General features: G+C 45.2%; 7 protein-coding genes. 6 read left to right on the top strand and 1 reads right to left on the bottom strand.

The annotated features are described in order from the left end of the window. Positions 1 to 54: 54 nt before the first annotated feature. Positions 55 to 2,628: a PVC-type heme-binding CxxCH protein gene (locus tag ACFS25_RS23240; protein ID WP_381505774.1), complete on the bottom strand. Its 2,574-nt coding sequence runs from the start codon at positions 2,626 to 2,628 to the stop codon at positions 55 to 57. A 620-nt stretch (positions 2,629 to 3,248) separates the two neighbouring features. Here ACFS25_RS23240 and ACFS25_RS23235 point away from each other — a divergent pair. The 6 genes from ACFS25_RS23235 to ACFS25_RS23210 all read left to right on the top strand — a co-directional run bounded on the left by ACFS25_RS23235 (position 3,249) and on the right by ACFS25_RS23210 (position 14,940). Further along, positions 3,249 to 3,839, top strand: a complete 591-nt coding sequence (locus ACFS25_RS23235; protein ID WP_381505772.1) for an RNA polymerase sigma-70 factor — start codon at positions 3,249 to 3,251, stop codon at positions 3,837 to 3,839. A gap of 133 nt (positions 3,840 to 3,972) precedes the next feature. Next, positions 3,973 to 5,235, top strand: coding sequence for a FecR family protein (locus ACFS25_RS23230; protein ID WP_381505769.1), 1,263 nt, complete (start codon positions 3,973 to 3,975; stop codon positions 5,233 to 5,235). A 177-nt stretch (positions 5,236 to 5,412) separates the two neighbouring features. Then, positions 5,413 to 8,910: a TonB-dependent receptor gene (locus ACFS25_RS23225; protein ID WP_381505767.1), complete on the top strand. Its 3,498-nt coding sequence runs from the start codon at positions 5,413 to 5,415 to the stop codon at positions 8,908 to 8,910. 47 nt (positions 8,911 to 8,957) lie between these two features. After that, positions 8,958 to 10,490: a RagB/SusD family nutrient uptake outer membrane protein gene (locus ACFS25_RS23220; protein ID WP_381505766.1), complete on the top strand. Its 1,533-nt coding sequence runs from the start codon at positions 8,958 to 8,960 to the stop codon at positions 10,488 to 10,490. Positions 10,491 to 10,760: 270 nt separating this feature from the next. Further along, positions 10,761 to 12,665 (top strand): hypothetical protein, encoded by a 1,905-nt coding sequence (locus ACFS25_RS23215; protein WP_381505763.1) that lies wholly within the window; start codon positions 10,761 to 10,763, stop codon positions 12,663 to 12,665. An 82-nt stretch (positions 12,666 to 12,747) separates the two neighbouring features. Continuing rightward, positions 12,748 to 14,940: an outer membrane protein assembly factor BamB family protein gene (locus ACFS25_RS23210; protein WP_408020220.1), complete on the top strand. Its 2,193-nt coding sequence runs from the start codon at positions 12,748 to 12,750 to the stop codon at positions 14,938 to 14,940.

Genomic DNA, 14,940 nt, shown 5'->3' with positions numbered 1-14,940 from the left:
TTACCGGCGATTGAACCCGTTTATTATTCATTAATTTCAGCTTACTGTAGTCCGCTATTTTCCACTGGTAGCCTTTGCTTCAAGGATATAACTGTTCAGTTCTTTGGCTGTCCAGGGGATAACTCTGCCCTGCGACGTAACCCTTGTCATGCCAACGACCCGTTTTCCAATTGGGCCTGCATTGTTGCCCCACTCATTGCGGATATACATCAAAATGGCCGTAATTGAACCATCATCCATTGTCGAGTGAGCAGGCATAACTGGAAGAATATCAGGCACATCATATATTTTCTTGGCTACGTCTACCGGTCCTTCCATGCCGTGTAAGAGGATGAGGGCTAATCGCTTCTCATCACCCAAGACCCAATCTGAGCCAATGAGTGGTGGGGCAAATCGCTTCAATCCAGCCCCGTCGGTGCCATGACAGCCCGAACAAGTACTGAGGTAATGTTGCCGACCCGATGCAAATAGTTTTTGTTCATCGTCGTTTAGCAGGCTCTTTTGGGGCAAGCTGGTTCGGCTGGCGACGTGTCCCGGCCATTCAAACATGGCAGAAAGTACGGCAAGGCGTGCTGCATCAATTTTACCGGCAGGCTGCGTCAGAATTGTCGGTGCTGCGATAAGCTTGACTGGCTTTAGTTTACTGTTACTACCTTGAATCGTTAGGCTGGTAAGTACCGCTTTTTGTTGCCAGCTCAAGGCTTCTTTATTCGCGTTCAGCAGGGTCAATAATGAAGCCAGTTCGCTGGGATTCCGCTTGCGAATAATTGATGTTGTCAACATCTCCAGAAAAATCTCCTTGGCTGGTTCTGCGGCTTGCCACTGTTGTGATTTTAACAGACTTTGTAAAAAGGCAAATTCCTGGTCCTGAAGACTACTTAGTGCGGCATCCCGAATCAGCGCCGATTCTCCGTAGCGATTCACAATGCCCGCCAACAGTTGGTGCGCTATGGGCTGATCAAGAACTCCAGCCGCGAATGTAATCTGAAGAATTTGTTCAATGGGGGCTTTCTCCCATTCGGTAAGAAGCTGCTCACCCAGTTTTGCCCGAACAGTTTTATCCGCCTTTGCAAACGGCTCAAGCAGCCGCAAAGCAGTGGTTCTGACGAGGGTATTTTTATCCGTCAACAGACCGAAGAGAACAGCTGGGCTGCTCATTTTTAAACCGTCCAGCGTCCATAGAGCATGAAATCGGCCTAAGTCACTAGCGCCTTTCACGGCTAAATCAGTTAATGCCTGACGGACACTTTTGTCATTTCGCTCAACTAGTAGCCGCTGGGCCATGTCCCGATGCCACCCATCTGGACTGGATAGTTCACCAATCAGATCGGCAGACGATGCGTCGGATAGTTTCTTTGGTTTTGATGCCTGCCAATTCTCTGGCACAATTCGCCAAATCCGGCCACGATTAACCGGTTTGACTAAATCGCGGGCAATCGTTTGCTCCTTCAGATAGGGTGTTACATAGGCACTGTGCTGAATAAGACCCCTGTACATATCGGCCACATAAAGGGCTCCATCGGGACCCGTCGCCATATCAACCGGCCTGAACCGTTCGTCCGTCGAGGCCAGAAATTCTTTTCCGGGATGTGGGTCATGTGCGGCAATCAAAAGTCCTTTATTCTCAACCAGATTTCGTTTGATCAAATTTCCGGCGGGTTCGCACACGAAAACATTGCCATAAAAGGCTGGTGGTAAGGCTGTTCCTCTATAGAAAAGCGGGGAGCAGGCCGCTGTGAATTCCAGTAAACGTCCTTCTTTGTCCAGAGTGCCCGGTATATATCCGCGATTGACGGCTGGTGTGGGCCGGATAGGATAAACTCTCCGGTCGATTGTGAGACCGTGATCAATTCCCGTTGTGGGTGTATGGTGTTTATTCCGGGAAAGATAATTGGGTGGAACAAGATCGGCGTGCAATTGCGACCAGTTGTAATTGTAATACAATCGGCCTTGGTCATCGTGGCTAATGCCCCATTGCCCACGGGACTCTGTACTGTCGCGCTGCCATCGGGCCGCGTTCGGTTTGCCATCCATCAGGCGATAGCGAAAGCGCGACTTGGCGTTATAGTACCAGTTGTCCATGCTGCGCCAGAGTCCATTACCGGAATGTTCGGGAAGGCCACTGCCTGCGTAATCCTTGTCAATCAGGGTTTTTGTATCCGCCTTCAAATCACCATTTAGGTCCTGCGTTAGCCATAAGGAACCGTTTTCAGCGATCAGCGCGCCACCCGGAACCAGCGCCATTGCTCGTGGCATAACCAGACTATCGATGTAAACTTTACTGACGTCCATTTGCCCATCGCCATTCGTATCTTCCAGCACCGACACACGGCCAACGGGTTTATCCTCACCTTCACCGTCAATTGTGGGCATGAAGCCACGCATCTCGACAACCCAGAGTCGGCCATTTTCGTCAAACGAGATCACAACCGGATCCTGAACCATTGGTTCGGCGGCTACAAGCTGGATTTTTAAGCCAGGTTCAAGCTGAAACGTAGCTGCTTCTTCGACGGGTGTTCGTGCCGGAGAGGGGCCCTCGTCGAGCAAACTGCCGAATTTGGCTTTAAAGCTCAATAGGCAAAAAAGGCCAGCGCCGAGGATGTATAGATAATAAGTGGGCTTAACCATGAAATACAAACGGCTTTACTAGTTTCTGAATAACCATGTCTTTCTTTACTAACCACTGTTTGTGAAAAGCGAATTAGGCTTTACAAATACTTCAACTATTTCTATAAATTTCACAACAGATTTATTAATCAACGCACCAGCATAAGCTTAGCGCGTGTGGGATAACGACTTTCGGTGATAGGCTACACCTGCACTTATCCCTCTCTATTTGTCTATTTATTTCATCAACGTGAGTGATCTTTTCCTGAATAGGATCTCTCTATTTGAGTACCATACGATTTCTCTGGTTTTACCAAAATTCCAGATTTTCACACATATTAATCATTTGTTAAGGTTTTATTAGGGCCTTTTGATTTATTTTGTGCTCGATTAGTTTATAAAAAATAGTGTTTTTGTGTAATTCCTTAGCCGCCTAATAAGTATAACGTTCATAAGCTGGTTGTAAACTAATTTTTAGCCCGTTCTGAGCGGATTTAATTCGCAGAGGAAAGCGGCTGAATTTGGTATATAGGATACTAGTACTTTTGTCGTTTAGTGAGGCATCGATAGCTTGTGTATGGGTGACTCAAGCTAGATACCTTTGTAACCCAAGCGATTCTTTTACATTAATGCTTCATAAGATGAGTGTTATAAGGAAGATGTATTCGACTAAAAGCAATCCGGTAGAAGGACCAAATGTCCTTGAACTGGATTCACTGTTCAACGAATTCTACAACCGTCTTGTGTACTTTTCCCTACAAATTGTTCGAGATCAAGCTCAGGCTCAGGATATTGGGCAAGATGCATTTATAAAATACTGGCAGGAACGAGAGTTTGTCTTACAGAATAAGGTTGCCATAAAAAACTATTTGTATAGTACGGTTCGCAATGCCAGCCTTAATGTGATACGTCACGACAAAGTGGTAGATGAGTATCTACAGCAGAAAGGAACTAAAGAGCCGGAAGAGTCAACGATTATGGAGGCAATCATCTCTTCGGAAGTCATAGCTGAAATCCATTCGGCTATTGAAGCGCTCCCTGCTAGTTACCGCCAGATTTCTGTAATGAGTTACCTGGAAGGGAAAAAGAATCAGGAGATAGCTGATGAGTTAGGCATGTCGATTAATACCGTCAAGAAGCAAAAGCATAAGGCACTTGAGTTGTTGAAAGCAAGACTTTCTCCAGAATTGCTCGGGATACTGCTAGTATTGAATACTATAGATAATTTATGAAAAAACTGAAAATCAGCTCTTTGTTACAGGATTATAACGCCTTATCCTTAAACTGAGGAAATATTTAATTAAAATTTATAATTCCATTATCCTATTCGTAAAGTTAAGTGTCTCTATAGTGTAAAGCAGCATTATGGAGAATTATAGCGGCTATTTTAGACAAGGTAATCTGATTGCGAAATACCTTACAGGGGAATTAAGTAGTCATGAAAAAGAAGAATTGGATGCTTGGGTTGCTCAGAGCGATCACAATAAAGAACTGTTTGAAAAATTAACGGATGAAGGAATTCTCAATAACGAACTTAGTCGTTTTGCGTCTTCTGGGAAAGACGATGCGTGGGAAACAATAGTAACTAAAACGGGATTTAATAAACCTCAACGCCATTCGTATATAGGTAGACGTTCAATTAACTACGCTGCTGCTGCCTTGTTTTTCCTTGTGTCAGGGCTATTAGCTTATCAATTTATTTATAAGAATACTCCCGTAAAGCAGATTGTTCAACAACAGAATGACTTGGCTCCTGGAAGTAATAAGGCTGTATTGACGTTGGCTGATGCTTCACAAATAAACCTGGATGATGCAACGAATGGCGAAATTGCGAAACAGGCTGATATGATTATCAGCAAGACCGCTGACGGACAATTAGTTTACGAGATGGCGAAATCAGCGGTTTCTTCTAGTGTCGAACCAACGTATACGTCTGTTTATAATACCATTACTACACCACGCGGAGGTAAATTTCGGGTAGTTCTTCCTGACGGTAGCAAGGTTTGGTTAAATGCTGCTTCGTCGTTGAAATACCCTACGAAGTTTCGGGAAAGCGAGCGTAATGTTGAGCTAAATGGCGAAGCTTACTTTGAAATTGCTCACCTCAAAAATAGCCGTAAAGAAGCCATACCTTTTCAGGTACGTTCGGTAGGTCAGATCGTGGAGGTTTTGGGTACTCACTTTAATATCAATAGCTATTCTGATGAGAGCAGTATAAAAACCACGCTTCTGGAGGGTAAGGTAAAAGTTGTAAAAACACAAACTATCTCGTCAAGTAAAAGTACAAAAGTGGGGGGGGCTTCGGCGCTGATTCTCAGGCCGGGCGAGCAGGCACAACTAGCGCCAGGCATCAGGCAAAAACTCAACCTGATTGCTCAGGCTGATATAGAAGAAGCGGTGGCTTGGAAGAATGGACAATTCCAGTTTAAAGATACCGACTTGCCCACCATAATGCGTCAGATATCACGCTGGTATGATGTTAAGGTTGACTTCCAGGGCAAAGTACCTGATACAAAATTCAGAGGTAAAATTTCTAGAGACGTGCCCCTTTCCCAATTTTTTCAAATTCTACAGTTGAGCGGAGTAAACTTTAAACTACAAGGACGGAAAATTACAATTAAATCCTAATCGACAATGGCTACGGTGGGCAAGGCCCTGAATAGCTTTAGGTTATCCTGACAAAAAAAGCCGGAATGTGTTGCGAGCACCTCCGGCCTGAAGATCGGGATAATCTACCTGAAAACAGGTAGCAAGAAAAACAACTGACATAGAAGCTTTTACCAAATCCCAAACCCTTACAAAAGTATGAACTATTCTACTTTTTACCTACGGCTGTGCATGGCAAAGCGGTGGGGCCGACTTAGTGAAATTGTAAATCTCCGATTGACTCATAGTAGTCCGGAGGTGAACCGAAAATGGATTATGCGACTCAACTTTACCAGCATACTATTACTGGCGACCTGTTTGCACATCTACGCATCGGGATATAGTCAACGCATTTCTATTAATGAGCGAAACGTCCCGCTCGAAAAAGTTCTGAATAAGATTGAGAAACAGAGTGGCTACTCATTTTTTCTTCAAACGGATTTGCTGGCTAAAAGCAACAAGGTGTCCTTACACCTAACTAATGAAACCTTAGAGACTGTTCTGGACGAAGTGTTTAAAAAGCAGCCTCTAACTTATTCCATCGTTAGCAAAACCATTGTCATAAAAAGGAAAGAAGAAGCGGTATCTAATAAAACAACAAGTTATCTATCTCCACCGACGGCAGAGTTAAGAACAGTATTAAAAGCGGATTCACGATCTGATTTTGAGAAAAAAATGTCGGAGATCATGACCGACAAAGTTCAGAGTTTCAAAAGCGCTCTAATGCCTGTAACGGGAAAAGTGACCGACGAAAAAGGGGAGAGCCTTCCGGGCGTGAGCATTGTTGTGAAAGGGACTCAAAAGGGAACGACCAGTGATGCACGAGGGCAGTTTCAGCTTGATGTAGCCGAGCGAGGAGTAATTCTTGTGTTTAGTTTCGTCGGCTACGAAAGTCAGGAAGTGCCTGTGGGAACCCAGACAGCCCTAAATGTAGCCTTAAAAGTAAGTGAAAAGGGATTGCAGGAAGTCGTTGTGGTTGGTTATGGGGAACAGCGCAAAAGCGACGTTACGGGTGCTACCAGTACGGTAAGTGCCAAAGAGATTGCCAAGCGACCACTTGTGCGGGTAGAACAGGCACTGCAGGGTACAACGTCTGGCGTTGTTGTGGCTAGCAGCAGTGGGCAACCGGGTCGTGGTCTCAGCGTCCGAATTAGAGGGGCCAATTCCATTACGGGTTCCAACGATCCGCTGTATGTAATAGATGGGTTCATTGGGGGTAATATTGAATCCATCAATCCTAATGATATTGAGTCGATGGAAATCCTGAAAGATGCCTCTGCCACAGCTATTTATGGTTCCAGAGGCTCTAACGGTGTTGTGCTTATTACGACAAAATCGGGTCAGGAGGGAAAAGCGAGAGTAAACTTCAGCACGTGGTTTAGTAAAGCCAGTATAGCCAAGAAACTGCCGTTAATGAACGCGTATGATTTTGCCCGTACGGTTAATACGCAGTTTGCAGCGACAGGAAATGCAGCGGCTTTTTCGGATGATCGACTCCAGGCGTTGAAGGCAAGTGGTGGTACGGATTGGCAAAATGAACTACATCAGGAGCCACTAATCAAGAATTATCAACTCGATATATCCGGCGGATCGGCAAATGTTAAATACCTGTTATCGGCTAACTTCCTCGACCAACCCGGCCTAATTCTTAATCAATATTACAAACGGGCAACTTTACGGGCGAATATTGATGCTAAGATTAATGACCGACTGTCCATAAAGTTTAATCTGGCGGCTGTATTGCCACAAAGCCGTAACAACAATTATTCGGGCGATTTAGGGGACCCGTTTACTCAGGCAACGGAATGGGACCCAACGTCACCCGTCCGCGACCCAACTACGGGTGCGTTTATACTTACGGCTCCCTATGCCTCTATTCAATATAACCCGGTAGCGCGTGCAACCAGCCAACTCGACGATAGCCGTAATACAAACGTTGCCGGAACCGGCATATTGACTTACCGTATTATCAATGGCCTTACGTTTACCACCAACAATACGTATCAAATATCGTCGCCATTTAACCAAAGTCTTTTTGGTCCGGGAACGGGGAACGGTGTATTGTATGCACAGGTAAGTGCGTCCAGAAACTGGAATTTCCAGAACAGTAACTTCCTGACCTACAAAGGCAATTTTGGCGATCATGCCCTCACCGTCACCGCGTTGTATGAACAGCAACAAGGGCAGGGTATGTCGGTTAATGCACGAGCCAATAGTTTATCGACTTATGCGCTGGGCTATTATAACTTAAGTTTAGGAACCACCCAGCAAACGTCCTCCGGGTATTCGGCAGATGCTTTGCAATCGTACATGGGCCGGGTCAACTATGCGTATAAGGATAAATATCTTTTCACGGCCAGCGTTCGTACGGATGGGTCTTCTCACCTAACCCAGAAATACAGCACTTTTCCTTCGCTTGCCGTCGGCTGGAACTTGTCAAAAGAATCCTTTATGCAGAACTCCAGTTTGTTTTCTGATTTAAAGATCCGCGCCAGTTATGGTCAAACAGGCAACCAGGCGGTAGGTGCCTACGCTACCATTGCGCAGGTTACCACCGGTGGCGGTCAACCGGCTTATTATTTTGATGGCTCTACACCTAGCGTTGCCACGCCACTAGGCGCACCCGTATCGAACAGCCTGAAATGGGAAACGACAACGGCCTATGATGCGGGTATCGATGCTTCGTTTTTAAATGGGCGGTTGCGGTTCACTGCCGATGTGTATCAGAAAAGTATATCGAACCTTTTATATAATTACCAGGCACCCTTCTACTTAGGCGGTGGTGATTACCTGCGCAATATTGGCAGTGTCGAAAATAAAGGGCTCGAATTATCACTGAGCGGAACGCCGGTTGCCGTCGGCAAACTAAGGTGGACCAGTAATTTTAACATATCCTTTAACCGGAATAAAGTTACTGACCTGGGGGGCCTGGACAATGTAATTGTAAATGGTGTAGGGTCAGCCTTTAATAGCGCGTCTATTCTGCGAGTTGGTCGGCCATTGGGTGAGTTTTACGGATACCAGTTTCTGGGTACGTGGAAAACCAGCGAATCTGATCAGGCAGCTTTATTTGGGATGAAACCGGGTGATGCCAAATTTGCGGATGTAAACAATGACCATGCCTACACAGCAGCCGATAGAATGCCCATCGGCAACGGCACTCCCAAATATTCATACGGCTTTATCAATGATGTGAGCTACGGCAATTTTACGCTGAGTTTCATGTTTCAGGGCACGCATGGCAACCAGATTTACTCGCAGACGCTGGCTTATTTGTGGGGTGGTTTAGGCGATCAGCGAAACGCGACGACGACAGAAGCCTTAAACATTTGGACGCCCAGCAATCAGACTGATAATCCGGCTTTCAGCAATACGAGCAAGAATTTCAACAACAGCAGCCGGTATGTGTACGATGGAAGTTACACCAAACTTAAAAACCTGTCGGTCTCCTATCATATACCCGATAAACTGTTGAACAAGGTGAAGATTCGTAATCTGGAGGTGTATGTGAGTGGGCAAAACCTGTTTACCATCACCAAATACCCCGGCTATGATCCAGAAGTATCTAATGGTACCAACGCCATTACGCAAGGGCTGGAAATGGGAGTTATTCCCAATCCAAGAACCTATACACTGGGCTTCCGGCTCGGTTTGTAAACAGAGACATGTTTGTCAGTTTTAGAATTCTATCAAGAGACATAATCATGAACACCAACTTTTCTTTACTACTCGTATTCATTGTTTTGATTTTGACTGGCGGCTGTCAGAGTCTTATCGAGGACCCCAAAGGCAGCTTAACGCCGGGAACCTATTTCAAAACACAGGCTGATTTGGATGCCTCTGTCTCAGCTATTTACATTCAGTTTGCCCGAGATGGTGCCTGGGGTTTTACCAACAGAAGTACTTCGTATTTTGGGTCAGATGATTTCACAACCGATCCGGGATTAAACAAGGAAGACTTTCGTTTATTTGATCGGCTAAGTGGCGGCAGTGGTAATCTTAGTCTGGTGGCACAGTGGCAAGGTCCTTGGCAAGGTATTTATCAGGCCAATAATGTAATTGCCAATTATGCTAAAGTTAGTTCAACGGATGCGTTGAAAAATCAGGCTGCGGGTCAGGCGTACTTTCTACGCGCACTGGGATACTTTTATCTGGTGAGAACATTTGGGCCGGTACCGATTATTCTGACGCAGATTGACGTGAATGACCGACCTCCCAGAGATGCGGTTGATAAAGTGTATGCGGCTATTATAAGTGATTTGCAGAAAGCCAAAGAATTGCTGCCAACGACGTTTCCCGGTCAACCGGGCAGAGCGAATCAAATGGCGGCAAGATCGCTGCTGGCAGATGTGTATTTAACGATGACGGGCTGGCCAATAAATCAGGAAACCAATTACAAGCTGGCAGCCGACGAGGCAAATTCGGTTATACAGTCGAGCCAGTATAACGTAAGTACGCCCTACGCAACGGTCTTTTCAACCAATAACAGCTCCGAATCTATTTTTGGTCTCCAGTACAATGTGAGTGGAGGACTGCCTTTGCGTAGTGCCGGATCATCGTCTGTGCCGCTCGATGAAGTCGCTACAAACGGGTCGAGCGGTTGGGATGATTACTATCCCGAAATCAATTTCTATAAAAATGCGCCGGTATGTAGCCGAACGGACGCTACTTTTTATACGACGATCAAGTTGCGCCAACCCGATGGTAAAACGTTTAAGCTGGTTTCCTGGGATTCGCCAGAGACCCACGCTGGTCATCCGTATTACAGGAAATTTCGGGCGGGCCTGAGTGGGGATGGCGTCTCCGAAACCGAGACAACAATTAACTCGATCAATCCAAGTACGAATAAAGTGTATGACGTTATTCGCTATCCGCTGGTTCTGCTAGCCTACGCCGAAGCATCAGCTATGGCAGCCGGTGGGCCTACCGCTGCCAGTTATAGTGCTATCAATCTGGTAAGAAAACGGGCTGGTCTACCCGATTTAACACCAGGGCTTTCGGCCACCGCTTTCCGGGACGCAGTGGTGTATGAACGAGCCTATGAATTTGCGGGTGAATTTGGCGTACGATGGTTTGACATTGTACGATTGCAATTGCTTCCGAAGGTTATTGCAGCACGAAGTCCTTTAGAAAACCCAATCCCGGCTAATACCAATTTAGCCCAAAAGTATTTGGCGCCTATTCCCGTGAATGAAATGGCCAGAAATCCGGCATGGACACAAAATGAGGGGTATTAATTCGTAAGTCAATGGGTAAACAAGTTGACCCTTGGGATCAGATGTGTAGAGCAATTATTGTTTCTGTATCTATCTGATCTCAAGGGTCAAGCTGAACCTGATCCAAATAGTATTTCCTATATAAGAATGAGTAAGCTAAAAGAATATAATCCACTCGTTAAGCCGTCAAGGACTAGGATTATATTCTTTAAAGTAATTAGTGTTCTATTGTCTATAGTACTCTTGTGTCTCGTTGAAGTTTCGTTACGTGTTTTCAATTATGGATACGATTTGAGTTTATTTATTGACTCCTCTGAAAACAAGAATTTTCTTGTACTAAATCCTAACGCGTCGAAAAAATATTTCACTAACCAGAAAATTGCGACTACAGGTAATAGTGAATTATTTAAAAAGAAAAAAGATAGCAACACATTACGAATTTTCGTACTTGGCGAGTCAACGACAATTGGCTATCCCTACTTTCATAACGGATCATTTCATCGCTGGCTTCAGTATCGATTAACGCACACTTTTCCTGGTCGGAATTTCGAGATCATCAATATTTCGCTGACTGCTGTTAATTCCTATACGGTATTAGGGTTTGCTAAAGAGGTGGTTGATTACGAACCGGACGCTATATTAATTTATACCGGACATAACGAATACTACGGCGCGTTAGGAGTCGGTTCTACTGAAAAGATAGGAGGCAATCCACAACTCGTAAACCTGATTCTCAATCTACGTAAACTGCGGCTTGTCCAACTAATGACCAACGTGTATGAGAAAATTCAACATACTGTTGGTTCAACAAAAGCAAGTTCAGGTGCAACCCGCATGAAGTTGATGGTTGCTGATCAACAAATCCCGTATCAGTCAGAACTTTATGAACGGGGAGTTGAGCAATTCAGGTCTAACATGGACGAAACATTATCCCTGCTTGCTACCCGGAATATTCCTGTTTTTGTCAGCAATCTGGTCAGTAATGAAAAGGACTTAAAACCGTTTGTCAGTTTCGCTGCCGGCAGGACTAGACATCTGGGATTTCAAAAGAACTATACACTTGGTATTGAGCAGTTTAAGAAAGGCAATATAGCTGCGGCAAATGGCTATTTTAAAGCCGCTAATCAGCTATACAAAGGCCATGCTCTTTGTGCTTATTATTTAGGAAAAATAGCTTACATACAAGGAGATTTCATTCAGGCAAAAACCTATTTTGCCCAAGCTAAAGACTTGGATGGCCTGCGATTCAGAGCGCCGGAATCATTTAACGATATAATCAATCAGTTATGCCGAAAATACAAAAATGCTCATTTAGTTGATACAAAAGCAATATTTGACACTAACTCGGCTAATAAAATTATTGGTGATGAGTTGATTTTAGAACATGTTCATCCCAACCTAAGGGGTTACGCTTTACTATCAGATGGTTTCTATGAAGCAATGAAAAAAGAAAAACTTATCACCATAAGTAACGAACAGGAGATGAGTTTTAAGCAACTACTTCAAGACATGCCCATCACTAAAGTAGATTCGTTAGCCGGAACATATAAAGTGAACAATCTTAAACGAAACTGGCCTTTTCGTGAGGTGATGTCAGCGCATCCTTTTGTCGTTAATTCTGTAGAAGAAAAAATAGCGTATGGGTTGACGTTTCAACAAACCTCGTGGCTTGATGCATTAAGTAAATTATATACTTATTACAGTACAAACCGTGAATTAGGTAAAGCACGAACAGTAGTCGAAGCATTAGTGCTTGAATACCCAACTGACGCGCAGTACTATGAGAAAGCAGCTATGTTGAGTGGAGAGTTGAACGATCAGGAGAAAGCTATAGTCTATTTCGAAAAATCTTTTGCATTAGTGCCGTCTTTTGATAAAGCAAGGTATCTTTTTGTTATTTATCTTACCCTTGACCGGCCAATTCAAGCTATGCCTTATCTGAATTATGCCATCCAAAATAATACCTCTCAATTCAGTCTAAGCCCGGTTAAAGCTTATGTAGAGAAAGTTGTAGAACTGCAACAGGCATGTAGCCGAGACTCGACAAATATACCCATTTTAAGTCAAATCGCCGGGGCCTATTATAAGATGGATAATAAACAGGGAGCGTCAAAATACTTGCAAAAAATATTGAAAATAGATGCTGATAATAGGGATGCTTTAGCCCTAATGTCACACATTAAATTAAAAAATTAGCCTGATGACGAGCACAATTAAAAACTTGATTGATAAGGCGACTAAATTCACAGAATTGAAACTTACAGTGGCCGGGATTAGTATGTTTTCTAACAAGAAGACCCGTAAAGTCATTGCAATCGGGTTGCTTCTGGGAAGTTGCCTTATTTATGGCATGCAGGAGCGAGATACCGATACGGAAACAGGCCGCGATTGGCCAACGTATGGGGGAAACAAAGCAGGCAACCGGTATTCTCCATTAACCCAGATCAACATTGATAATGTAAAGGATTTACACGTCGCATGGCTATACGACGCATCCGAAAAGCCCGACCCCAACAATCCCGGTCATAGACGAGACCGGGCGATTCAATGCCAGCCTATTGTTGTGGACGGCATTCTATATGGGACTACGCCCGAACTCAATCTATTTGCCCTTAAAGCGGGTACCGGTGAGCAACTCTGGAAATTTGAACCGTCAAAGAATGACCGGCTTAATTCCAACCGGGGCGTCGTGTATTGGGCGGACGGGAACGACAAACGTATATTGTGCACCGTTGGATCTAGTCTCTACGCTGTCAACGCTCAAACCGGTCAGGGAATTCCCGGCTTTGGCACCAATGGAAAAGCAGATTTGCATGAGGGACTTCAAACCAATATGGACCATGATGTTAGTAAATTGTCCGTAAATGCGACGTCTCCCGGTATTGTTTACCGAAATACGCTGGTTATTGGATCTGCAGTATCCGAAGGGGGTGATGCCGCTCCCGGTCATGTGCGGGCCTTCGATGTGGTTACGGGCAAGCTAAAATGGGTGTTTCATACCATTCCCCAGCCAGGCGAGTTTGGCTACGACACCTGGCCAAAAGATGCCTACAAGACAATTGGGGCGACCAATAATTGGAGTGGCTTATCGCTCGATGAAAAACGGGGCGTTGTCTATTTCGGCACTGGCTCACCGGCCTCTGATTTCTACGGGGGAGACCGCAAAGGGGCCAATCTCTTTGCCAATTGCATTATGGCGCTGGATGTCGAAACGGGCAAAATGAAATGGTATTACCAGACCATTCACCATGATTTATGGGATCGCGACCATCCTTGCCAGCCTAACCTTATCACGCTGAAACATAAAGGAAAACTAGTCGATGCGGTGGTTCAGACTACGAAAGATGGCTTGGTTTACGTGCTGGATCGAGATAAAGGTACATCGCTGTTTCCGGTCGAAGAGCGCAAGGTGCCAGTCAATGGCGTACCCGGTGAGCACCCCTGGCTGACTCAAAAATATCCGCTCAAACCCCTGCCGCTTTCCCGTCAGGTATACACCGAAGCCGACATTACCAACCTCTCACCCGAGGCTCATGCATATGTAAAAGAGCGCTTCCTTAAAATTCGTACTGACAATAAATTTGCGCCACCAAGCACGAAAGGCACCTTGCTTTTTGGCTACAGTGGTGGAGCTGAATGGGGTGGCAATGCTATTGATCCTAGCGGTATTCTTTACCAAAACGCCAATGAAGAGCCCTGGGAACTGATTATGGCGGACCGGGCGGGCCTCAGCAGTCAGAACAATCCACTCACGGCGGGCAATGCTCTTTACATCACCAATTGCGCGGCTTGTCACGGGCAGGACCGGAAAGGAAGTGGGCCAGAATTGCCGTCGTTAGTGAATATTGGCAAAAAACGGTCGGTAGATGAGATCAAATCCATTCTGAAAACGGGTAGCGGTCGGATGCCGTCGTTCCAGCAATTGTCGGAGAAAGAACGCGATGCGCTGATTAATTTTTTGCTGAACACAGAAACCGGCTCGACGAAGATAGTCAGCACCCAGACTAGCGGCCCTGATGCAATTAAGAAAAATAGCTTTCCTTACGTACCAGGCTATGTGAGCAAAGTTTGGCAACGATTTACGGATCAGGATGGCTATCCCGGCATTAAACCGCCGTGGGGCACGCTGAATGCAATCGATCTAAACACCGGAAATTATCTGTGGCGCGTTCCACTGGGCGAATACCCCGAACTAACCAAAAAAGGTATACCAATCACTGGAACCGACAGCTACGGTGGGCCATTGGCAACGGCAGGTGGACTGGTCTTTATAGCCGGTACCAAAGATGAAAAAATCCGGGCGTTCGATAAAAAAACGGGTAAGGTTGTGTGGGAATATCAACTTCCGGCAGGTGGTTTTGCTACACCCATCAGCTACGAAGTTGATGGCAAACAGTACGTGGTTATAGCCGCAGGCGGGGGGCGAGGTCAGAAGATTGGTGGAAATTACGTCGCATTTACTTTAAAATGA

This window comes from Spirosoma flavum, from assembly GCF_042686045.1.
Taxonomy (GTDB): Bacteria; Bacteroidota; Bacteroidia; order Cytophagales; family Spirosomataceae; genus Spirosoma; species Spirosoma flavum.
This window is presented reverse-complemented; position numbering and strand designations above follow the sequence as displayed.